General features: G+C 69.6%; 21 protein-coding genes, 2 pseudogenes and 1 riboswitch. Of the genes and pseudogenes, 12 read left to right on the plus strand and 11 right to left on the minus strand.

Annotation, left to right across the window (positions count from 1 at the left end; genetic code table 11):
* The first annotated feature begins 263 nt into the window (after positions 1 to 263).
* The 5 genes and pseudogenes from MDN94_RS17975 to MDN94_RS17995 all read left to right on the plus strand — a co-directional run bounded on the left by MDN94_RS17975 (position 264) and on the right by MDN94_RS17995 (position 5,061).
* Complete coding sequence (locus MDN94_RS17975; protein WP_482727104.1) at positions 264 to 1,742, plus strand: glutamate-cysteine ligase family protein; 1,479 nt, start codon at positions 264 to 266, stop codon at positions 1,740 to 1,742.
* Positions 1,743 to 1,901: 159 nt separating this feature from the next.
* Positions 1,902 to 2,472 (plus strand): annotated as a pseudogene (locus tag MDN94_RS17980) (xyloglucanase); the annotation flags it as partial.
* A 442-nt stretch (positions 2,473 to 2,914) separates the two neighbouring features.
* Positions 2,915 to 3,078: riboswitch (cyclic di-AMP (ydaO/yuaA leader) on the plus strand.
* Positions 3,079 to 3,082: 4 nt separating this feature from the next.
* Positions 3,083 to 3,952 (plus strand): transglycosylase SLT domain-containing protein, encoded by an 870-nt coding sequence (locus tag MDN94_RS17985; protein ID WP_482726756.1) that lies wholly within the window; start codon positions 3,083 to 3,085, stop codon positions 3,950 to 3,952.
* 322 nt (positions 3,953 to 4,274) lie between these two features.
* Complete coding sequence (locus MDN94_RS17990; protein ID WP_482726757.1) at positions 4,275 to 4,595, plus strand: hypothetical protein; 321 nt, start codon at positions 4,275 to 4,277, stop codon at positions 4,593 to 4,595.
* 73 nt (positions 4,596 to 4,668) lie between these two features.
* A complete protein-coding gene (locus MDN94_RS17995) occupies positions 4,669 to 5,061 on the plus strand; it encodes a hypothetical protein (protein ID WP_482726758.1) in 393 nt (130 codons plus the stop codon).
* Positions 5,062 to 5,098: 37 nt separating this feature from the next.
* Here MDN94_RS17995 and MDN94_RS18000 read toward each other — a convergent pair.
* Positions 5,099 to 5,854, minus strand: a pseudogene (locus MDN94_RS18000) (transposase).
* 378 nt (positions 5,855 to 6,232) lie between these two features.
* Here MDN94_RS18000 and MDN94_RS18005 point away from each other — a divergent pair.
* Positions 6,233 to 6,838, plus strand: coding sequence for a hypothetical protein (locus tag MDN94_RS18005; RefSeq protein WP_482726759.1), 606 nt, complete (start codon positions 6,233 to 6,235; stop codon positions 6,836 to 6,838).
* Here the strand turns inward: MDN94_RS18005 and MDN94_RS18010 are convergent.
* Together MDN94_RS18010 and MDN94_RS18015 are read right to left on the minus strand one after the other, a co-directional pair.
* Positions 6,826 to 8,067, minus strand: a complete 1,242-nt coding sequence (locus MDN94_RS18010; protein ID WP_482726760.1) for an ISAs1 family transposase — start codon at positions 8,065 to 8,067, stop codon at positions 6,826 to 6,828. The genes MDN94_RS18005 and MDN94_RS18010 overlap by 13 nt on opposite strands.
* Before the next feature lie 391 nt (positions 8,068 to 8,458).
* Positions 8,459 to 9,100: a hypothetical protein gene (locus MDN94_RS18015; RefSeq protein ID WP_482726761.1), complete on the minus strand. Its 642-nt coding sequence runs from the start codon at positions 9,098 to 9,100 to the stop codon at positions 8,459 to 8,461.
* A 439-nt stretch (positions 9,101 to 9,539) separates the two neighbouring features.
* Here MDN94_RS18015 and MDN94_RS18020 point away from each other — a divergent pair, with 439 nt between their 5' ends.
* Positions 9,540 to 10,127 carry a hypothetical protein gene (locus MDN94_RS18020; protein WP_482726762.1) on the plus strand — a complete coding sequence of 196 codons (588 nt, stop codon included), beginning with the start codon at positions 9,540 to 9,542 and terminating at the stop codon, positions 10,125 to 10,127.
* 474 nt (positions 10,128 to 10,601) lie between these two features.
* Here the strand turns inward: MDN94_RS18020 and MDN94_RS18025 are convergent, their stop codons facing one another.
* Positions 10,602 to 11,003, minus strand: a complete 402-nt coding sequence (locus tag MDN94_RS18025) for a hypothetical protein (RefSeq protein ID WP_482726763.1) — start codon at positions 11,001 to 11,003, stop codon at positions 10,602 to 10,604.
* 203 nt (positions 11,004 to 11,206) lie between these two features.
* On the opposite strand from MDN94_RS18025, the gene MDN94_RS18030 reads away from it, so the two are divergent.
* The 4 genes from MDN94_RS18030 to MDN94_RS18045 all read left to right on the plus strand — a co-directional run bounded on the left by MDN94_RS18030 (position 11,207) and on the right by MDN94_RS18045 (position 14,662).
* Positions 11,207 to 11,401, plus strand: a complete 195-nt coding sequence (locus MDN94_RS18030) for a hypothetical protein (RefSeq protein WP_482726764.1) — start codon at positions 11,207 to 11,209, stop codon at positions 11,399 to 11,401.
* A 473-nt stretch (positions 11,402 to 11,874) separates the two neighbouring features.
* Positions 11,875 to 12,426, plus strand: coding sequence for a hypothetical protein (locus MDN94_RS18035; protein ID WP_482726765.1), 552 nt, complete (start codon positions 11,875 to 11,877; stop codon positions 12,424 to 12,426).
* 90 nt (positions 12,427 to 12,516) lie between these two features.
* On the plus strand, positions 12,517 to 13,581 hold the full coding sequence (locus tag MDN94_RS18040) for a right-handed parallel beta-helix repeat-containing protein (RefSeq protein ID WP_482726766.1): 1,065 nt from the start codon (positions 12,517 to 12,519) through the stop codon (positions 13,579 to 13,581).
* Between the two features lie 52 nt (positions 13,582 to 13,633).
* Positions 13,634 to 14,662: a methyltransferase gene (locus MDN94_RS18045; protein ID WP_482726767.1), complete on the plus strand. Its 1,029-nt coding sequence runs from the start codon at positions 13,634 to 13,636 to the stop codon at positions 14,660 to 14,662.
* Positions 14,663 to 14,742: 80 nt separating this feature from the next.
* On the opposite strand, the gene MDN94_RS18050 is transcribed toward MDN94_RS18045, so the two are convergent.
* From MDN94_RS18050 to MDN94_RS18080, 7 genes are all read right to left on the minus strand, one after another.
* A complete protein-coding gene (locus MDN94_RS18050) occupies positions 14,743 to 15,066 on the minus strand; it encodes a TcmI family type II polyketide cyclase (protein ID WP_441264790.1) in 324 nt (107 codons plus the stop codon).
* A gap of 43 nt (positions 15,067 to 15,109) precedes the next feature.
* A complete protein-coding gene (locus MDN94_RS18055; protein WP_441264791.1) occupies positions 15,110 to 15,604 on the minus strand; it encodes an SRPBCC family protein in 495 nt (164 codons plus the stop codon).
* Between the two features lies 1 nt (position 15,605).
* Positions 15,606 to 15,863, minus strand: coding sequence for an acyl carrier protein (locus MDN94_RS18060; RefSeq protein WP_482726768.1), 258 nt, complete (start codon positions 15,861 to 15,863; stop codon positions 15,606 to 15,608).
* A 16-nt stretch (positions 15,864 to 15,879) separates the two neighbouring features.
* Positions 15,880 to 17,133, minus strand: a complete 1,254-nt coding sequence (locus MDN94_RS18065) for a ketosynthase chain-length factor (protein WP_482726769.1) — start codon at positions 17,131 to 17,133, stop codon at positions 15,880 to 15,882.
* A complete protein-coding gene (locus tag MDN94_RS18070) occupies positions 17,133 to 18,398 on the minus strand; it encodes a beta-ketoacyl-[acyl-carrier-protein] synthase family protein (protein ID WP_482726770.1) in 1,266 nt (421 codons plus the stop codon). The genes MDN94_RS18065 and MDN94_RS18070 overlap by 1 nt, the downstream gene beginning before the upstream one ends.
* Entirely contained in the window at positions 18,395 to 18,835 is a 441-nt protein-coding gene (locus MDN94_RS18075) for a cupin domain-containing protein (protein ID WP_441264795.1), read from the minus strand. Before MDN94_RS18075 ends, MDN94_RS18070 begins: the two co-directional genes overlap by 4 nt.
* A 76-nt stretch (positions 18,836 to 18,911) precedes the next feature.
* Complete coding sequence (locus MDN94_RS18080) at positions 18,912 to 20,036, minus strand: SchA/CurD-like domain-containing protein (RefSeq protein WP_482726771.1); 1,125 nt, start codon at positions 20,034 to 20,036, stop codon at positions 18,912 to 18,914.
* Positions 20,037 to 20,301: 265 nt separating this feature from the next.
* On the opposite strand from MDN94_RS18080, the gene MDN94_RS18085 reads away from it, so the two are divergent.
* Positions 20,302 to 21,954 (plus strand): FAD-dependent oxidoreductase, encoded by a 1,653-nt coding sequence (locus tag MDN94_RS18085; protein WP_482726772.1) that lies wholly within the window; start codon positions 20,302 to 20,304, stop codon positions 21,952 to 21,954.
* The last annotated feature ends 124 nt before the right edge of the window (positions 21,955 to 22,078 follow it).

The raw sequence follows: 22,078 nt of genomic DNA on the forward strand, positions 1-22,078 counted from the left end.
CGACCGCGAGCCGCCATGTCCCGGTCCTCCGTGACGCGGGCCTGCTCTCGTCCCGCCGCCACGGCGTCCGCGTACTGCAGGACCCGGCTGGGCGGCGACCTGCTGGTGGGCGCACCGCGCTGAGGCGACGGGCGGCGTACCGGCCGCGCGGAGGACCGGACGTCATCCGGCCGGGTGACGTCCCGCACCGCTGGTCGGCGCGGCCGGGGAGTGGGACATTGAAGGGGAAGCCGTGCCCGCCCGACGAGACCCGGGGAGGGCCCATGGGGCGTGATGTCCCGGCGCTCGTCTTCACCCGTGACGACCGCCGCCGGTACCGGGAGAAGATGCAGAGCTGCCTCGACACGTTCGCGCTGATGCTGCGCGAGGCGCGCTTCGAGTCCGAGCGCCCTCAGGTGGGACTCGAGATCGAGCTCAACCTGGTGGACGAGTCCGGTGAGCCGGCCATGCGCAACACCGACGTCCTCGAGGCGATCGCCGACCCGGCCTGGTCGAGCGAGCTGGGCAGGTTCAACCTGGAGATCAACATCCCCCCGCGCACCCTCACGGCGGGAGGCCCCGACTCCTGGGAGCAGGAGATCCGCGGCGCGCTCAACCACGCCGAGGAGCGGGCTTCCGAGGTCGGCGCCCACCTGGCCATGATCGGCATCCTGCCGACGCTGCGGCAGCGGGACGTGGGGGAGGCGGCGCTGTCGGAGAACCCGCGCTACCGGCTGCTGAACGAGCAGGTCTTCGCGGCACGGGGCGAGGACCTGCGGATCGCGGTGGACGGCGTCGACAGGCTGCGCACCTACGCGGACACCATCACACCGGAGGCCGCCTGCACGAGCACGCAGTTCCACCTCCAGGTCTCGCCGGGAGAGTTCGCCGCCTACTGGAACGCCGCGCAGGCCGTCGCCGGGGTGCAGGTCGCGCTGGCGGCGAACTCGCCGTTCCTGTTCGGCAAGGAGCTGTGGCGGGAGACCCGAATCCCACTGTTCGAGCAGGCCACCGACACCCGCCCGGAGGAGATCAAGGTGCAGGGGGTCCGGCCCCGGGTGTGGTTCGGCGAGCGATGGATCAACAGCGTCTTCGACCTCTTCGAGGAGAACGTGCGCTACTTCCCCGCGCTGCTGCCCCTGTGCGACGAGGAGGATCCGCGCGCGACGCTCGACGGCGGCGACGTCCCCGAGCTGCCCGAGCTCACCCTGCACAACGGCACCATCTACCGCTGGAACCGCCCGATCTACGCCGTGGCCCACGGCAAGCCCCATCTACGGGTCGAGAACCGGGTCCTGCCCGCCGGCCCCACCGTCGCCGACGTCCTCGCCAACGGAGCGTTCTACTACGGGCTGACCCGCGCGCTGGTCGATGAGGAACGGCCCGTGTGGTCCCGCATGTCGTTCCAGGCCGCGGAGGACAATCTGCACACGGCGGCCCGGTACGGCATCGACGCGGGCCTGTACTGGCCGGGGATGGGTGAGGTCCCCGCCGCCGAGCTGGTGCTGCGGCGGCTGCTCCCCATGGCACACCGGGGGCTGGAGCTCTCCGGCATGGACGCGGCGTGGCGGGAGCCGCTGCTCGGCATCATCGAGCAGCGCTGTGTCACCGGCCGCAACGGCGCCGTGTGGCAGGCGGAGATGTACCACCACATCGACTCCACGTCCCGGGTCGACCACCATGAGGCGCTGCGGCTGATGACGCGGCAGTACCTCGACTACATGCATCTGAACGCGCCGGCGCACACCTGGCCCGTGGAATGAACGACGACGGTCCGTGAAGCGCCAGTCGTCGGATGAGTCCGCTGCATTCACTCTTCTCCCGCCGGGCTCGCGCCGCCACGGCGTCCGCATTGGGAGCGCTCCCACCTCCGCTCTTCCCTGGCGCCACTCTCGGCGGTCCTGGTCGGAGAGGACGTATCCGTGCGCAGAAGCGCCAGACCACTCGCTGCCTTACTGGCGGCGTTCGCCCTGACGGCCGGCTGTTCACCGCAGGTAGCCCGGCCTCGGCACGCTCGGGCGAAACCGCCTCGGCCGCCGAGCCCTCCGATGTGTCGACGGCCGTGGACACCTGCACCTGGAAGAACGTACGCATCGACGGCGGCGGCTTCATGCCGGGCATCGTCTTCAACCGCTCCGAGAAGGACCTCGCGTACGCCCGTACCGACATCGGCGGCGCCTACCGCTGGAACGAGCCGGGCAAGGAGTGGACCCCGTTGCTGGACCGGGTCGACTGGGACCGATGGCGCTGGACCGGGGTCGTGAGCCTCGGCCTCCGACACGGTGGACCCGGACAAGGTGTACGCCGCCGTGGGCACGTGCACCAACAGCTGGGACCCTCACCAACGGAGCCGTCCTGCGCTCCGCCGACCGGGGCGCCGGCCGGCAGGCCACCACTCTGCCCTTCAAGCTCGGCGGCAACATGCCCGACCGCGGCATGGGCGAGCGGCTCGCCGTGGACCCCAACAAGAACTCGGTGCTCTACCTCGGCGCCTGCACCACAGGGGGCTGAGGACATGAGGTCCGGGTCCCGGCCGGCGGACGGGACGGCCGGGACCTGTGGCCGATCGGCCCCTCTGGAGGGCACATTCGGCACTGGATGTCCTATATGGCTTGTATTACCGTCTTGCTTGTTAAGTCTAATTGGGCCTTGTTGTTGCGAGTTGGTGTTCTTGAGACGCTATGGCGGTCAGGGCGGTTGCACAGGGAGCCCGTGATGTCGGTCACCGGGTCGGTGGCCGCGGCGAGGATGCCGGAAGAGGTGCTTCCCTTTCCCGGTAAGGAATTTGAGTTCCTTGACGCGGAACTGACAATTGAAAATCCGTGCGCGGATGCCCCATTCGGATTGTGATGTGTAATTCGGCACTTGTTTCCCGGGGACGCTCTCGCTTACGGTCACCGTCAATCCGGGTGGACCGCCGAATCCTGCCGCCGTCCGGAATCCGCAACCGAACTCACTTCACGTACGGCAGGAGCGGGGGAACCAGGTAAGCCGCCGTACCGGAATCCGGAACGGCTCGGGGTTAAGTCGCATTCACCTGCGGCCGGGCATCTCCAGCCCGAACCCGACAGCTCACCTCGCAGGCGACGGAGAGGAATTCGCCATGCCCGCAAAGGGTAAGCACCGTCGTCCCAAGTCCCGTTCGCTGACCCGTGGACTCGTCGCAGCCGGCACGGGCGGCGCCGCGCTCGCCCTGCCGCTCATCGGCGGCACCGCTGCTCAGGCGGCACCCGCGGCGGCCCCCGCCGTGGTGGAGCGGACCGTCGCTCCCGCCAAGACCTTCGCCGCGGCCGCGCAGGCCGTCGCGCAGAAGGCCGGCACCGTCACGTATTCCGTGGTCGCCGGTGACTCGCTTTACAAGATCGCCGAAGAGCATTCTCTGAACGGCGGCTGGAAGCAGCTCTACAAGGACAACCGGAAGGCCGTCGGAGCGGACCCGGCGCTGATTCACCCCGGTCTCCGGTTGACGATCGGCGCCAAGGCCGAGGCCGAGCCGAAGGCGAAGCCGCAGGCCAAGGAGAAGGTCGCTCCGAAGGCCGCGGAAGAGGCCGAGACGTCGGAGCGCGCCGCCGAAACCGTCCGCGCGGACCGCTCCGAGCGCACGAGCGCCCCGGCGGCCCAGGCTGCCGCGGCCCCCGCGAAGCCGGCCTACGCGAACAACCTGGACGGCTGGATCCGCGAGTCGCTGGACATCATGGCCCGGCACGGCATCCCGGGAAGCTACGAAGGCATCCACCGCAACATCATGCGTGAGTCCTCCGGCAACCCGCTGGCCATCAACAATTGGGACATCAACGCCGTCAACGGCACGCCCTCCAAGGGCCTGCTCCAGGTCATCCAGCCCACCTTCGACGCCTACCACGTCGATGGCACGTCATTCGACCTGTACGACCCGGTCGCCAACATCACCGCCGCGTGCAACTACGCCGCCGACCGGTACGGCTCGATCGACAACGTGAACGGCCCCTACTGACAGGAGCCGCGCGGCGGCCGACCGGCCGCCTCCACCTGACGGGCCGGTGCCCGGAACGACCGACGACGTTCCGGGCACCGGCCCGTGGCCGTGCCCGGCACCCCCGTACGTGCCGCACGAGACGACGGGCCCCGCACGTGCCGCTGTGCCGCCCGGGACGACAGCCCGGCGCCCGGCGATCCGGAGGACTGCGCGACGCGTTCGGTTCCTGGACCGGGCATGGTCTCCGACATCGTCGAGGCGACCGAGGTGACGCACCAGGGGGCGCTCCACGACCGGCCGCCGCTGCTCACGTTGTCGAGCCGCCGCATCACCCTCCTCAATGACGCGGCCCATCCGATGCTGCCGTTCATGGCGCCAGGGGGCGGGCCGGACGAGCGAGGACGCGATGGACCCGGCGGCCCGCCTCGCCGACGCGCCCGAGGAGCGGATCGCGGACAGCCTCGCCCGCTACGAGGCGCTGCGCATCCCGCGCACCGCCGAGATCCAGCGCGGCTCCCGCGGCAACACCGGGGTCCTCCACCTTCCGGACGGCCCGGCCCGGCGCCACCGCGCACAGATGTCGGTCCACGCCTCGCTCCGCGACCGGGCGACGCTCTACGCGCACGGGACGGGCCGCAGCGTGGTGCCCGCGCAGGGGTGACTGAGTACGGCGCGCGTCCGACCTGAGTACGCCGCCGGATCCGCCGGCGCCGCGCGTCGGGTCGAATCGGAGCATGCTCCCTGAAGCCCTCCACCACCCCCGCGTCCGGGGCGCCGCCACTGCCGGTACGGCCCTCGCCGTGACCCTGCTCCCGCTCGTGGCGGGCGTCCTGCTGGCCAAGTCGATGGCGGCGGACCCGATGACGCCGGTGAACGCGCTGATCACCAGCGGCGGCCACCGCGCCCGCGTGTCCCCGGCGCACCTCCGCGGCTGCGGCAGAAGCGCGGCACGCCGGTGCAGGGCTGCGGGAGCGGCGGTCCGCGACTCCCGGCTCCGTCTCCGGCCCGGACCGGAGGCGGAGCCGGCCGCGGTGTCGAGGCGGGTTTCACTGACGCCGAACTGGCTTACCTGGGCGTCTGGTTCCCGTGCAAGCGACGGGCCGAGCGGGATCAGCAGACCCGTATGAACCGCACGAGACGTCCGTCACCCGTGAATGAGCCTCTTCAGAGTTGCCGCTCCAGTGTGAGGATGGCCTTGGCGATTGACGTCATTCGATTCGGGCTGCATCGGGACCTGCGGAAGATGCGCCAGGACTTCAGGCGGGCAACGCCGCGCTCGACCGGCGCTCGTGCAGCGGTAAGTGCCCGGTTGAGGGTCTTTGCGGTGGGAGTGAGTTCCTGCAAGGGCTTGCGTTTGATGCCGGTGGTCAGCCACGGGCCAGCACCCTGGTAGGCGAGATCGGCCAGGATAGGAACGCCCTGGCGCTCGCAGATCCGGATGATCCGGTGGGTGGGTGCGAGCGGCGGTCAGGTCGTGAGTGTGGCCTGGCAGGGCGGGTGAGAGCCACAGCAGCCGCCCGCCGGGGTCGGTGACGACCTGCACGTTCACGCCGTGGCGCCGGTGTTTGTGGGAGTAGTCGCCCCGTCCGTCGCCGACTCGGTCGCACTCGGCGAGCGTGCCGTCCAGCAGGACGAAGTCCGCGTCGCTCTCGCGCAGAACCTTGAGCAGACCCGGTGCTCGTTCGGCGAGCAGGTGGACGACCGCACTGGTGGTGTAGGCGTGGGCGGTGAACTCGCAGATCCCGAACCCGGCAGCGATCTTCGCCAGGGTGGTGTGTTCGCGCAGGTACACCAGTGCCACCATCGCGCGCTGAGAGGGGCGCAGATTGCATCGGCGGTCGCCCTCACGGTGACGATCAGCATGGTGACCCACTCCACGAGCGCATGCGGCAGGTCGAGTGCGGCAGGATGGATGACCAACGGGGCCCCCGAGCTATGTGGTTGAGACGTCAGACATCTCGATCAACTGCCCAGGGGCCTCGCTCGTTGCCCTTCGCTGGCCATCACCTGATCGATGGCCAACTCGAAGAAGCTCAATGTTCTGAGTCCCATATGCGCCAGTTTCCACGTTGCTCAGGGGAACACGGCCGTGTCAGCATTCCGCGGGTGAGTGACAACGGGGATGACATATCGGGGCCTGAACGCCTCTCTCCAGACTTGCGGAGTTGGCCGAGTTGGCTGGCCCGGCCGACCAGGGGGAGCTGGTCGAGCGGGCAGGTGAGCCGGTACCCGCGCCCGTGGCCGCGCAACGGTCGATCAGGGGGAAAGCTCGCTCGCACAGATACCAACCCGCAAGGCTTGAGCTGGGACTACAGTTATGACGCAGTTGGACACTTGCTGTCCGAGTCGGACTTCGACAACCGGACACCGAGCTACGAGCGGGATATTGCAGGCCGACCCCCAGCACGTACCAACGCGCTGGGACAGACGGTCCGTTACGAGCGGGATGCTCTTGGACGGGTCATTCGCAAGAACGTCGATGGAAATGCGTCGACCTTCATCTACGACGTCACCGACCACCTGGCGGAAGCTGCTGACGAGGAAGCCACCGTCACGTTTCTTCGGTACGGGTATGGCGACCTTGTCTCCGAGGCGGTCAACGGTCGCACCATGTCGTACACCTATGACGCCCTCGGCCGCACAGGCCGCATCACACCCTCAGGGGCAGTCAGTGCTTGGCGCGTCCGTGCAAGTACATCATCGGTTGCCCGGGAAATTCTCTCCGAGATGGGTATTCACGTCCCCCGCAAGATCGGAAACGGGGACATTGATCCGCTCCTGGAAGAGTACGTGCCCAAACTGACTCCCGAGCAGATCGATCACTTCGTCCAGGAGGCACACCGACGTGTTGGACAACCCGCCGGACAAGGCTGTTTTGAGCCAGGGCTTTATCAAGTTCCGTAGGTGTCCGGATCGTTGGTGATGCCCAGGATGGGGAGTGCACGTTGGGGCTCGTCGCGGATCGCCCGGGTGGTCTTGGCGATGTTGTCGGCTCCGAGCGTTTTCAGCACGCCGATGGCGAGGTTGCGCAGGGTCGCCATGGCCCGTGGTGCGGTCCCGGCGTGGACGGTGGAGGCGTCCTCGGCGAAGGTGACATCCCTGATGTGGTGCGAGGAATTCTCCACTCCCCAGTGCCCGCGAATCGCGGCGGCCAGATCGGCTGGGCCGGCTTGGTGGGCGTCGAGGCTGGTGACGGCGTAAACACTCTCACGGGTCTCGCGTGTGCCAGTCTGCTTGCGGCGGCGGTGAACGCGGATGGCCAGGCGGGCGTGGGGAAAGGCGATTCCGCCGAGTTCGTCGGCGATCCCGCAGGTTTTGATCGAGCGGGACTCGCGGCGTCCGTGCCCCGTCCCGGAGGCGGTGTGCTGGACGGGGATGCTCCGCCATGGCAGGGCCGCGAGCTGACGGTGGGCAGTGGGCTGGTTGGTCTTGATCACGGCGATGTAGTGGGCCTTCTTGGTCTCGACCAGCCAGGAGATGTTCGCCCTGACCGAGTGCAGGGCGTCGAAGGTGACGACGGTGTCGGCCAGGTCCAGCGATGCCAGCAGCGGCCGGAAGCGTGTGGTCTCGTTCGTCTTCGCGCCGACCTCCACCTGAGCGAGGGTCACCACGGTGCCGTGAGTGACCGCGGAGAGCAGATGCCGACGCGTCGCGGTGAGACGGGCCGATCCCTTGAGTGCCTTGCCGTCGACAGCGATCACGCGCCGCCACCCGGACGCTGAGGGTGACGGCACCTGGGCGGGTTCGGTGGCGACGCGGTACCGGTCGGCCAGGTAGGCTCCCACCGCCCGGTCCAGGGCGTCACCGTCAACAGCCCCCAGCACACGGCCAATCGTGGCCGCCGCCGGAGAGCGCCGCCATCTGAGCAGGTGGCGCCGGATCCCGATCACTGCCAGGAGTGCGTTCGGGGCACGCTGGCCCCACTCGGCGAGTTCGTCGATGCTCCTCGCTCCCGAGACGACCGCGCAGGCACACACCAGCAGGACCGCTGTCAGCGAGTACCACCGGCCCCGGCGGGCGCGCGGGTCGGGCACCGAGTCGAAGTAGGGGCGCAGGTCGGCGATCCGGCCGGTGTCCAGCGGCCCCAGTTTCACCAGCACGGCAGGGATGGGAGAGGATGCAGCAGCAGGCACGGGCCACCTTATGATCATCTGGCTTAGACACCACAATGATCACGAAGCCCGTGCCTGCCCTGTTATGCGCCCCAACTGGTCACAGCCCAACCAGCCGCACGACCGGGGAACTTGCAACCGTCCTGGCCGCCGCCCGTACCAGCCTCCGCCGCATGATCCGCAACGAGAACCGCGCCTGACGTCCCGACCTCACCACGTGCTGGACGAGGCCGATTTCGTCAATGCAGCACTGAGTGCTCAATGAATTGGGCTCATGGAATCAGAGCTTCCTTTTGTCAGCTGCAGCGTGTGGCTCGCGCTGCTCGACAGCCGAGGAGGAATTCCTCCGTGAGCACCGTCGGGCCCGCCTTGAACCACCCCGCGGGCCCGACGGGCGGTGTCCGGTGATGGGTCAGCCGGCGGTCCAGACGACCGGCTTGTCGCTGTACGCGTCGCCTTCGTCGAATTCAGCGCCCGTGACATCGCCGCTCCGCGACGCGGCGAGCGAGCAGGTCTCGAACGACACTCCCTTACCGAACTCGGCGGGCGCGGATTCCTTGTCGCACTTGCCCGGGATGTCGCCGATCAGCGAGACGCCTGTGCTCTGGCCGCCGTCGAGAAGGCCCCTCAACTGTACGTACGCGCGCGAGAGGTCGGTGTCGCCTACGTTCTCCACCTTCATCTTGATGAAATACGGCGTCAGGCCCTCTGCTCGCTCGCCGAACTGGGACATGTCGGCTTCAGTGCCCTTGTCGATCGCCGTGACGGTGATCGCGAGAGTGCCCTTCTTCTTGGCGTACTCGAAGGGCAGGACCGCCTTGTCGCCGACCTTGAGCCCGGCGCCCGGCGCGGTGACATCGCCCGCGGGCTGGGCGTCGCCGCCCTCGTTCTCGCCGCCGTCGGTGCTAGGGCTTGCCCCGTCCGGCGCGGGCACCGTCGCCGTCGGCGACTCCTTCTCCGTCACCCCCTCCTCGCTATCGCCGCCGCATGCCGTGAGCCCGAGGCCGAGCGTGGTGACCAGAACGGCCGTCAGTGCGATACGCGCCTTGCGCATTTGCTAAACCCTCGCTAATGGGTGAGTTGTCCGCCGATGCGGAGATGTCCCGCGTAGCTTGTCAGACCTATGTGCATGTTTGGTGAGCGTCAGGTGGCGGAGACGTCCGGGAGCGCCGAGTCCTGAGGGTCCACAGGCGGATGAACAGGGCCTTCGCGCCCCCGCTGCCCCTTCTACGTACCCCGTAACGGGAGTGACCGGCCTTGGGGGTTGGTATGACTGCCTCCCCTTCTCGAGTGCGTGACGCGGGGAGGGCGTCACGAGCCCGCAGGCGTGGACAGACCGCCGACGTCGACGTCTTTCTCAGCCTGGACGCCGGCCCAGTCCGCGCGCCCTGCCCCGAACGACGGCTTCGATACCAACGCGATGTCGGTGGGGCCGCTGCAACTGTCCCTGGCGAGACGTACGGTACGCAGGCACGGGCACTGGAGGGGAGATCATGGGCGACTGGTTCCAGACGATCGTCGACACCGAGGCCACGTCAGGGGAGGCGCAGGGGCTCGCGGCGAATGTACTCGATTGGCTGATTGCAGACGGCTTCATCTCAGCGGAACGTACCGACTGCGTCCTCGGAGCTGACGCCGGGCACGCGCCAGGGACGCATTACGGCGAAGCCGTCGAGGACCCGGATCCCGAGCTGGTCAACGTGTGGAGCAACGGCCTGCACGTCACCGTAGGGCGTACGGTCTTCGATGCTGGGCAGGGCGAACCCTCGGCCGTCACCTGCCCACACTGCGCAACGGAGATGCCCCTCGTTGACGAGCACTGGTCGCCCATCGAGGAGAGGTGGGCCCGGTTCGAGGACGCAGTGGGTTCCTGGGCCGAGGGCCACGATGAGCCCGTCGCGTGCCCGTCCTGCGACCGGACAGCTCCCGTGAACACGTGGCTCTGGGCCGACGACTACTTCGCGTTCGGTCATCTCGGCTTCACGTTCTGGAACTGGCCCACACTGCGCCCCGAGTTCGTCGTGGACTTCTCACGCCGTCTCGGTGGCCACCGCACCGTACTGCTCGAAGGCAAGCTCTGACAGGACATGAAGAGTGGGGGCCTCGTTTGTCAGAGTGCGGAACGTGAGCTCTTGTCCGTTTCGTGGTTGAAGTTGGGGAAGGACTGCTGGTCGCAGGTGTGGGGGTGACCCTCAGGCGTCGGGGCGGGTGAACAAGCCGGGTTCGGGTTCGGTGAGGATCTGCTGGTAGGCGGGGTGGTGCGGGATATCGGGGCGGTCCGGCCCGGTGGCGGGTGAGGGCAGCGGGAGAGTGAGGAGGGTCTTGCGGGTGATGCGCAGGTTCTCGCTCTCCGCGTCGAGTCAGCCGAGCTGCCGGGTGAGCTCTTCGATGCGGTCCAGGAACTGCCCGGCCCGGTCGGCCAGTTCACGCTCGCGGGTTTCGACGTTGTTCCAGGATGGCTTTGGCCTGTGGGTTCTCGCTCATGCGGTCCTCCAGGAGGCGATGGTGGCTCCGGTGAGGCGGCGGCTCATGACGGAGGTCATCGCTCGGGGCGGCTACCACTTGACCTGATGGAATTCCATCGTGCCGAAGGTCGTGATGTCCATCGCGTAGCTCCACAGCGCGTACCGCCGCTGATCGGTACGGCGATAGGTCTTGCCGAAACCGTTGTCGAGAATCTCGGTCCAGCCGTCGCTCTGTCCGTAGTGCGCGAACAGCCGGTTATTGCGCCGCGATGCGTCCTGTCCGGACTCCGCCGGGGTCTGATAGATCACCTCGTGCAGCTGGCCGCGCCAGAGAGTGAGAAGCAGTCGGCCGCCGTCGACCACGTATGTGTCCACGACCGCGTCGGGAGCGTTCTCGTGAGGGCCTGACGACTCGAGCTCGCCGGGGACCCGCACTTCGTCAGCGGCGCACAGCAACTCCAGCAACGGCAGGTCATCGGTGAGGCAGTCCATGAGGGACCACCCTAGGGCCTGTCCGGCACCCCCCATCCTGGGCATCACCAACGATCCGGACACCTACGGAACTTGATCAAGCCCTGGTTTTGAGCATCGTCTCCGTGGAGTCCGTGGAGTCCGTGGCGCCGGACGCTTCTGGTGCGGCGGATAATGCGGTCGTGTGTGTAGTCCGTTGCGTCGAGGGGACCGCACGATTGGGCATGGTGTTCGAGCATGCTGGTTCCGAAGCTTTGGCCAGGACCGCCCAGCCGTCGTTCCTGTTGACCGGCATCGAGTGGTACGGCAGGCAGGTGGAGCAGTTGGACACCGTCCACTCCGGCAAGGTCACGTTCAAGGGAGCCGGAGCGGAGGCGCTGACCCCGCGCGATGTCCTGAGTTCGAGGCGACTGGACTGAGATATCGATTCGCACAGGGCCGCTGTGGCAACCTGCCCTCGTTGGGACACCGTCGGTTCATGGCGGGCAACCGATCCACGACGGTGCGTCTCGCAGGTGCGGTGGGCCCATCGTGTTGGCCCCGTGCGGGCGGCACGGCGCTCAACGGCACCGTCCCGCTCGTCGACGCCGAGTTCGCCGGGTACGCCGCCTTCATGGCCGCGTACCCGGAGGGACTTCGCCCCGCGCGTCGCATGAGACGCCGACCGGAGCGTCTTCCGGATCGAGTTGTCCGACAGCCACTCCGCCCACGGCCGGTGCCACCGCCTCCTGCGCGGACCACGGCCGCAGTCCGGTGCGCGTCGAGGCGCCCGCCGCCCGCTTCGGTGCGTCCGCGACCGCGTCGGCCCCGGCAAGACCGAATGAGGCCCGGGCGCAAGCCGATCAGCGGACCACATTGGTCTCGTACAGCTTCGTCGTCCATACTGCCCGCCGTGGAGCAGCAGATAGATCCGAAGACGAAGCTCGATATCGCCGTGGGGACGGATCCGGCATTCGTCCCCCTCCTCTCGGGGTCGGCGCCCGCCGTAAAGGAGAGGGAGGAGGAGAGCACAGCCACGGGGCCCGACGCCGGGACCGGGCCGGACGACGTGTCGGACGAGGTCGACGACGCCGGGACGGACGCCACCGCGACCGACGGCGACGACGAGTCCACGGGCGAGTCCGCGGGCGAGGTCACGGGCGAATCCGACGCTCCCTCAGCCGACGGCCCCGCCTTCGAGGTGCGTGACCGCCGCGGCTCGATCGCCGCCGACCGGTCCGGCATCCGCTTCACCCTGGACGACCAGGAGGCGGACTTCCGCTGGGACGAGATCGGCGCGGTCGAGGTGCGGCCGGCACGGTTCGGGCGCCGGTTCACGGTCACCGTCCATGTCGCGGCCAACCGCTGGTTCAACGCGGACGTCGAGGCCCCGGCCAGGGGGCGCCTGAAGGAGTGGACCGAGGAGCTCGACGCGGTCCTCGACGCCTATTTCGAAGAGGCCTGATCACTCTCCGGCCGCGTCTGGGTGGGCGACACAAGCCCGCCCAGGCGTGGTTTGTGTCGATTTCGTCGTAAATGCGCATAGCTTCGGTTTATGACAAAGCGACAAACGACCATGCTCGGATGCGCGGCTCTGCTCGTCGCGTCCGGCCTCGGCGCGGCGGCTCCCGCCAGTGCCGCCGTCAGTCACCAGGTTCTGCCGGGCGAATCGATCCAGGCCGCGGTGGACGCCGCCAAGCCGGGCGACACCATCGACATCGCGGCCGGCACCTACATGGAGAGTGTCCGGATCACCAAGTCCGGCCTTACCCTGCGGGGCGCGGGCAGCGCGACCGTGCTCAAGCCGTCGAAGAAGGGGGCCGCCGCCGGCACGTGCGCCGGCGCCGGCAACGGCATCTGCGTCATCGGCACCAAGAAGCAGCCGGTCGAGGGCGTACAGGTCCGCTCCCTCACCCTCAGCGGATTCGCCAAGAACGGCCTCTGGGCCGCCTGGACCGACCGGCTGACGGTGCGCCAGGTCACCTCGAAGAACAACGGGACCTGGGGCATCGCCCAGGAGCGGTCCACCCGATCGGTGCTGCGGAGCAACGTCGTCCGGGGGAACGGCGACGCCGGCATCTTCGTGGCCAACACCGTCAGCGCCGAGTCCGGCGCCACCGACACCATGGGCACGGTCGTCTCGAACAACCTGATGGTCGACAACCGCATCGGCACCACGATCCGCCGCGTGCGCAACCTGACCGTCCAGGCCAACGAGATCACCGGCAACTGCGCCGGCGCGTTCCTCGTCGGCGACGAGACGACCCCGCGGGCCGGCGCCCTGACGGTCCGTTTCAACAGCGTGCACGAGAACAACAAGCACTGCGACAAGACCGCGCGACTGCCCGAGATCCAGGGCACCGGCATCGTCCTCACCGGCACCGAGGACACCCTGTTGGAGTGGAACGTGATCCGCGGCAACGTGGGCTCCGCCCCGATGTCCGGCGGGATCGTCCTCTTCAAGAGCATCGTGGGCGCCGCCGGCACCGACAACGTCGTCCGGAACAACGTCGTCCTCGGCAACGGAGCCGCCGACCTGGCCAACCGCGACCCCGACGGCACCGGCAACGTCTTCAGCCGGAACATGTGCGGACTCTCCGAGCCCGCGGGCCTGTGCTGACCGTCCGGACGGTGCCGACCGGCCCCGGCCACTCACGAAAGACCGATGCGGCATGACGACTGCAAGCGAAACCACTGTGCCCGCCATGCGGTTGAGAGAGCTCGTCTTCGGCGCGGCCTGTGCCGCCGCCGTGCGCGCGGCGGCCCGGCTCGGCGTGGCCGACGCGCTCGGGGACGCGCCGGCGACCGCGGAGGAGCTCGCGGCGGAAGTAAAGGCACAGCCCGGCGCCCTGCGCAGGATGCTGCGCGCCCTGGCCTGCTACGGCATCTTCGAGGAGGACGCCGACGGCAGGTTCGTCCACACCGAGATGTCACGACTGCTGCGCGAGGACGACCCGCACAGCCTGCGGTACATCTCGCTCTGGTGCACGGAGCCGTGGACCTGGGACGCCTGGCCGCTGCTCGACGAGGCGGTCAGGAAGGGCGGCGGCGTCTTCAGCGACATCTACGGCAAGGAGTTCTTCGACCACCTGCACGAGGACGCGCCCGAATCGGCCCATGTCTTCAACCGGGCCATGACCACCTCGAGCAGGCAGTCGGCGCGGGACGTCGCCGAACTGCTCGACCTCGGGGGAGCGAAGACGATCGCGGACATCGGCGGCGGCCAGGGCCATGTGCTGGCGGAGCTGCTGGAGAAGCACCCCGGCGTCCGGGGCACCCTGCTGGACCTGCCCCGTGTCGTCGCCGCGGCCGACCCCCGGCTGCTCGGAGGCGGCTCGCTCGCCGACCGGGCCGACATCGTCCCCGGCGACTGCCGGCAGGCCATGCCGGTCGCCGCCGACCTGTACATCATCAAGAACATCCTGGAGTGGGACGACGACAGCACCCGCAGGACACTGCGCAACATCGTCGCGGCGGCCCGCCCGGGCGCCCGGGTGCTCGTCATCGAGAACCTGGTCGACGACACCCCGTCGATGAAGTTCACCACGTCGATGGACCTGTTGCTGCTCCTCAACGTCGGCGGCGCAAAGCACACCCGGCAGAGCATGATCAGCCGGATGTCCGAAGCCGGACTGCTCGTCGGCGAGGTCCGTCCGGTCAACGCCTATCTGCATCTGTTCGAAAGCGTGGTCCCGGACTGAGGAGCGTCCAGGGTCGGCGACCGACCGCCGTCGGCCCCGCGGGAACCCGCGGGGCCGACGGCTGTGCGGCTTGTGACCGGTCAGTCGCTCTGCCACGAGTAGAACTGCTGCGCCATGGCGTCCTTCGGACTCCGCCAGGTCTGCGGGTCGTACGGGCTGACGAAGGCGGACAGCCGGTCGCTGATGTCCCGGAACTCCGGGTGCTCCGTCAGCTTGGCGATCGCCGGGCCGGCCGGCTTGTCCGACTCGATGAGGTGCAGGTAGACGTCGCCGAACTGGAAGAGGCTGCGCCGCTTCACTCCCACGAGGTGCGGCAGCTCTCCCTTGTCGGAGGCAGTGAACACCTCGGCGATGTCGGGGGCGGAACCCGGTGCCATCCGGGCGACGATCAGGGCGTGGTGCATCGGGGGTGTCCCTTCGGATGCCGTCGGCAGGTCGGGCGCGCGGTCAGACCGCGGGGGCGGGCGCCGTGGCGTCCTTGGAGTCCCGGCCGAGCCGGGCGCGCTGCTCGATCTTGTTCCGGATGAGGTCCATCTGGATCGGCGAGTTGCGGTTGATGTTGGCCGTCATCCACTCGTCGTCGACGGGCGCGTCCGGCTTCATCGCGAAGTCCTGCGTCCAGCGCATCCGTACACCGCGCGGCGTCTCCTCGTACTCCCAGCGGATGTTCATGTACTGGAAGGGGCCCGTCTCGACACGGCGGGCGGTGACCGTGAGCGCGGAACGGTCGGCCACGCGCTCGGAGACCCAGCTCCAGACCTGGCCGTTCTCGTCGGGGTACATGGTCAGCCGGAACAAGGTCCGGTTGCCCTCGCGTTCCATGACCTCCACGGACGCGTACTCGCTGAACAGCTGCGGCCAGTGGTCGAGGTCGTTGGTGACGTCCCACACGAGGTCGAGGGGGGCGTCGATGGTGACTTCGTTCTCGGTGTGTCCGGGCATCTCAGGCTCCTGCCATCAGTGAGGTGTTGACGAGGTCGAGGAATTCACGGGGCGTCTTGCAGCGGTCGGCGTCGGGCGGCAGGGGCCGGCCGTACCGGTTCTCCAGCTCGCCCACGATGCCGAGCAGGCCGAGCGAGTCGAGGCCGTAGACCTCGAAGGGCGTCTCGGGCCGCTGCTCCATCTCGTCCGGGTCGACGGTGATCCCGGCTCCCTTCTTCATCAGGGCGGCCAGTTCTTCGACGGTCAGGTGATCTGTCATGGCGAGGTTCTCCATCTCACGAGGGGTCGGCGCCGCGCCGCAGCACGAGCGCCGAGTTGGAACCCATCAGTCCCCGGCTCAGCACCAGGGCCGTGCGCAGCTCCGTGGGCCGGGCGGTGCCGGTCACCAGGGCCAGGTCGTGGCACACGTCGTGGACATGGGGGGTGGGCGGTACGAGACCGTGCTCCAGGGCGAGTACCGCGGCGGCGGTGTCGAGCAGCGGCGCCCCGCAGTACGCCCGCCCGGTGCCGGTCTTGGGGGCGGTCACCGGGACGCGGGAACCGTGCGCGCCCAGCGCGTCAGTGATCGCCAGAGCCTCGGCCCGGTCGGCCTCCGGCAGGCCGAGTGCGTCCGCGAAGACGACGTCGATCTCCTCGGGCGAGCAGCCCGCGGCCTCCAGGGCTCCGCCGATCGCCCGCGCCAGCCCTTCCCGTGACTCCTCCCACCGGGATGCCCCGGTGAACGTCGCGGCGTGGCCGGCGACCGTCGCGCGGATCGCGGTGCCTCGGCGGCGGGCCGTCTCCGCGTCCTCGACGACGAGCATGGCGCCGCCCTCGCCGGGCACGAAGCCGCACGCCTGCGGGGTGAAGGGGCGGTAGGCGCGATCCGGGTCCTCGCAGGTGCTCAGCTCCCGGTAACCCAACTGGCAGACGATCGAGTACGGAGCGAGCGGTGCCTCCGCCGCGCCGACGACAACCGTGTCAGTGCCCCGGCGCACGGCCCCGGCGGCGTGTGCGACGGCGTCGAGCCCGCCGGCCTCGTCGCTGGCGACGACTCCGCAGGGGCCCTTGAAGCCGCCGCGGATGGAGATCTGCCCGGTGCTCGCCGCGTAGAACCAGGCGATGGACTGGTACGGGCCGACGTACGTCGGTCCCTGTCCCCAGAGGCGTTGCAGCTCACGCTGGCCGAACTCGCCGCCGCCCGACCCGGCGGCGGTGACCACACCGACCGAGTAGGGCGTACCGCCGTGCGCGCCTTCGCCGATCCCCGCGTCGGCCAGCGCCAGGTCGGCCGCCGCCATCGCGAAGTGGGAGAAACGGTCGGTCTGGACGAGGAAGCGCTGCTCGACCATCGACTCGGCGTCGAAGCCGCGTACCTCGCCGGCGACCCGCAGCGGCAGGTGCTCGCAGCCTTCCCTGCTGACACCGTCAAGGGCGCTGATGCCCTCGACGGTGGACTTCCAGAAGGTCTCCGCACCCACACCGTTGGGGGCGACGACACCGATGCCGGTGACGACGGCGGACCTCGTGTGCCGGTTGCCGGGGCTCATCATGCACTCCCGCCTGGTCGGGTGAGTACGACTGCGGACTGGAAGCCGCCGAAGCCGCTTCCCACCGACAGCACGCTGCGCAGTTTCAGGGGGCGCGCGGTGCGCGGCACGTAGTCGAGGTCGCACTCGGGGTCGGGGGTCTCGTAGTTGGCGGTGGGCGGCACCACCTGATTGGCCAGTGCGAGCACGCAGGCGACGAGTTCGATCGCGCCGATCGCACCGAGGGAGTGGCCCACCATGGACTTGATGGAGCTCATCGGCACCTTGTACGCGTGGTCCCCCAGCGACCGCTTGACCGCCGCCGTCTCGTGGCGGTCGTTCTGCTGGGTGCCGGATCCGTGCGCGTTGACGTAGTCGATGTCCGTCCGGTCGAGCCGTGCGTGGTTCATCGCGTCGTCGATCGCCCGTGCCATCTCCAGGCCCTCACGGGTGAGGCCGGTCATGTGGTGGGCGTTGCCGAAGGTGGCGTAACCGCCTATCTCGCAGTACACGTGCGCACCGCGGGCGCGGGCGTGCTCGAGTTCCTCGAGGATCAGTACGGCCCCGCCCTCTCCCATGACGAAGCCGTCGCGGTTCGCGTCGAAGGGGCGGGACGCGTGAGCCGGGTCGTCGTTGTTGGGGGAGGTCGCCTTGATGGCGTCGAAGCAGGCCACCGTGATGGGGGAGATCGGCGAGTCGGAGGCGCCGGCGACGCAGATGTCGGCCCGACCCTCCTCGATGGCGTGGAACGCGTAGCCGATCGCGTCGAGGCCGGAGGTGCAGCCGGTGGAGACCGTCTGCACCGGGCCCCGCACGCCGTTCTGTTCGGCCACTTCGGACGCCAGCGTGCTGGGGGAGAACGCCCGGTGGAGATGGGGCGCCGCCTCGCTGTGATCCACGTCCCAACGCCTGCCCGTGCTGCTGACCTTGACGTAGTCCCGCTCGAGCCGGGTGGTGCCGCCGACGGCGGTGCCCATCGACACGGCGGTCCGCCAGGGATCCAGCGTCGCCGCGTCGAGCCCGGCGTCGGCCATCGCCTCACGGGCCGCGACAAGGGCGAACTGCACGTACCGGTCGGCGCGTTGGGCGTCCGCGGCGCCGAGACCATGGGCCGCGGGGTCGAAGTCGACCTCGGCGGCTATACGGGAGCGGAACCCGGTCGGGTCGAACAGGGTGATCCCGCGGGTCGCTGTCCGGCCGTTCGACAGCAGGTCCCAGAACGCCGGGGCGCCCACACCTCCGGGTGCGACGATGCCGACGCCGGTCACCGCCACACGCCGGGTCACGACACCGACCCCGTTCGCTCAGGCGGCAGGTGCGCGCCGGTGCCCGCGGCCTCGGGGGTGTCCTCCGTGTCGACGTGGCCGAGCTCCGGCCGGGGCGCGAGCGGCCCGAGGTGGAAGACCATGCGGGCCTGGGTGCTGCCCACGTTGCGGAACCGGTGCCGCACATAAGGGGGGATGAGCAGGCCCTGGTCGGGACGGATGGCGAACGGCTCGCCGTCCAGGTCGACCTCGAGTTCGCCGGCGACGACGTACACGAACTCCTCGGAGTACGGGTGGTAGTGCTCGCCGATGCGGTCGCCGGGCTCCACGAGCGCCAGACCCATGAAGCCGCTCGTGGCCCCCACCGCGGTGGGGGTGAGCATGGCGCGCAGGTCGCCGCCGCGCCTGCGGTTGGGCTGGGTCTCGCTCAGGTCGACGATGCGATGGGTTGTGGTCATGACTGGTTCCTCCACAAGGCCTTGCGGCACGGTGACTTCGGGGTGTCGCACGGCCGCCGGCGGCCGGGTGCGTGGTTCAACGGGCACGGCGGTCGGTGATCAGGCGCATCTGGGAGCTCTCGAGCAGACGGGTCATCGCCTTCTCGTCCGAGAGCGACTCGTCGAGGCCGAGCGCCTCGGTGTCCAGCAGCTTCGCCAGCACGGCGGCCTTGCGCCGGCCGTGTGCGCCCATGACGCCCGACGGATCGATGTCGAGGGGGCCGCGCACGTCGACGAGGCGTACGACGATGTCGTCGCGCTGGAAGACGGTGCTGCTGTCGACGGGGCAGCCGGCGCTGTCGGCCGCTGCCTCGTCCTGTTCGGCGAGCAGCCGGGCCAGCGCCATCCCGCAGCCGGGCTTCGCCGGGTAGAGCAGCGCGTGGCGCTCCCGCTCCGCGTGCTGCTCCCCCGGGGGCGCGAGGTGGTGGACCGCGGGCAGGGCGGCGCGTGTGAAGAACAGCCGTGCCGACTGCGGGTCGTCGAGGTTCCGGTCCTGCTCCAGGTACGGGTTGATGGCCTCTTCGACCGCCCTGACCTCGGGCTGCCTGGCCACGTGCCGCAGCGCCGCGAGCAGGTCGCCCTGCACCTCGACGGTCCGCACGACGCGGTTGCCGTGCATGAACAGCGTGGTGCGGCGGAGCCGGGTGGTGTCGTCGACCTGCGCCTGGGGCGAGGTGTAGCCGGAGAGGATCTCGGCCACCTTCTGCTCGCTGCCGGGCTTGACGGTGAAGGTGAGAGCGTGGCGGACCACGCCGTCTCCGACCCGCGGTGACGGCTGGAGCCCACCGACGTGCTGGACGGCGGCCTGGGGTGCGTGCGCGCCTGCGGTCTCCCGCAGGACGCTGAAGCGCAGGGACCGCGTGTCGCGCACGCAGTCGTGCAGCGGTCGTACGGTCTCGACGTGCTCCTCGCTGTTCACCCAGGCGAGGAAGGGCGGTGCGCTCTCCCATTCGCTGGTGATGAGCCACTGCGACGGGTTCTCGATCGACTGGCAGAGCTGGTCGCTGAGATGCCCGGGCACGGCGGCAACCTGGTTGCGCATGTGCTCGTAGGCCGTCAGAAAGCGCTGTTGGGCGCCGTCCTGGAGGTCAAGCAGCAGCACGACCCGGAGCCGGGAGCCGTCGAATGCGGACTGGGACACACGTTCGGACAGCATTGTCATGATCCACGCATCTCCTTGTCGGTGAGGCCGCCTGCGGCACGACGCCGGGCCTCGGGAATTCCGAGCGACGCATCCGGCGATGCGGACGGCTGGCCACCAGTGGCGCGATGTGGTGGTCCGGCTTCGATCCTGTGTCGGTAACACGGGTGGCGCGAGATGTGTGCACCACGCGAGTGAAGGGCCGAGCCGAACCCCCCGCGCGCGGGCAGGAAACGCGGGGATGGAGAACGCCAAATTCCTACCGGCGGCTGGAGCTGGAGCACTCATGGAAGAGAAAGCCGAACAACACCGCGTACCGGTCCTGATCGTGGGCGGCTCCCTCGTGGGCCTGTCCGCATCCCTGTTCCTCGGCCGGCTCGGCGTCGGGCACATGCTTGTCGAGAAGCACGCGGCCACCTCGGTCCACCCCCGCGGCCGCGGGAACAACCTGCGCACGATGGAGGTGTTCCGTTCGGCCGGGGTGGCGGATCGGATCTGGGCCGCGGCGTCCGTACTGGCCGACAACCACGGCATCCTGCAGACGCCGGACCTGGGTGACGCCGACGCCGGCGAGTGGCTGGTCAAGCAGATCGACGAGAAGGGCGGCTCGCCGGGCCGTCTCAGCCCCGCCGCATGGTGCGTGTGCAGTCAGAACGACCTGGAGCCCGTGCTCCTCGACGCGGCCGTCGAACTGGGCGGCGATGTGCGCTTCTCCACGGAGCTGGTCTCCTTCGAGCAGGACGGAGACGGCGTCACCGCCGTCGTCCGCGACCGGGCGAGCGGCCGCGAGAGCACCGTGCGCGCGGACTACCTGATCGCCGCCGACGGGCCGCGCAGCCCGGTGCGTGAGCGGCTCGGCATCGGGCAGTCCGGCCCCGGTGACCTGTTCCACAACGTGAGCGTCAGCTTCCGCTCACGCGCACTCGCCGACGTGGTCGGCGACCGCCGCTTCGTGGTCTGCTACCTGACCGGCCCCGAGGCTGAGGGCGCCCTGCTCCCGGTGGACAACAAGGAGCTCTGGGTGTTCCACGCCCCCTGGCAGTACGACCGCGGCGAGCCGCTCGAGGACTTCACGGACGAGCGCTGCGCCGACCTCGTCCGCGCGGCGACCGGTGTGCCGGACCTCGACGTCGAGGTCACCGGAAAGGCGCCCTGGCACGCCGCGGAACGGGTCGCCGAGCATTACGGGCAGGGCAGGGTCTTCCTGGCGGGGGACTCCGCACACGAGATGTCGCCGACCGGCGCCTTCGGCTCCAACACGGGCATCCAGGACGCGCACAACCTCGCCTGGAAGATCGCGGCCGTCCTCGGCGGCTCGGCGGGGCCGGAGCTGCTCGACACGTACGAGCAGGAACGCCTGCCGGTGGCGCTGGCCACCAGCGCCCGCGCGTCCGCGCGGTCGGTCGAACACAGCCACCCCGGGTACGAGCCGGCTCCGGCGGCGGTGGCCGCCGGACCGCGTGGCGGGCTGCTCCCCGTCGTGCTGGGCTACAGCTACCCGCGCGGGGCGGTCCTCGGCGCCGACCCCCAGCTGCCCCCGGTGCCCGACCGGATCGACTTCTCCGGAGCCCCTGGCACCCGCGCCCCGCACATGTGGCTCCACCGGCACGGCGACCACACCAGACTGTCCACGCTGGACCTCTACGAGAAGTCGTTCGTCCTGCTGACCGGCCACGGCGGCAAGGACTGGCTCACGGCCTCGGAACTCGTCGCCGATCGCCTGTCGGTCGGGCTGGTCGCGTACCGCGTCGGTCAGGGAACGGAGGCGGACCTGGTGGCGGAGGCCGGCGCCGACTGGGCGCAGGCCCACGGCACCACCCCCGAAGGCGCGGTGCTGGTCCGCCCGGACGGGTTCGTGGCCTGGCGCGCGGTGAACGCGGTACCCGACGCGGAGACCGTGCTGTACGAGGCTCTGGCGGCTGTGCTGCGGCGCGGCTGAGGCAGGCGGCGCACCGCAACGGGAGCGGTCCACCCAGACTCGGGCGGACCGCTCCCTCCCGCTTTCGCCGCCACCGGGCCCTGCCGGGCGCCCCCGCGAACAGCGGGGACCGGGGCGTCCGACA

This window comes from Streptomyces sp. WAC00040 (assembly GCF_056835925.1).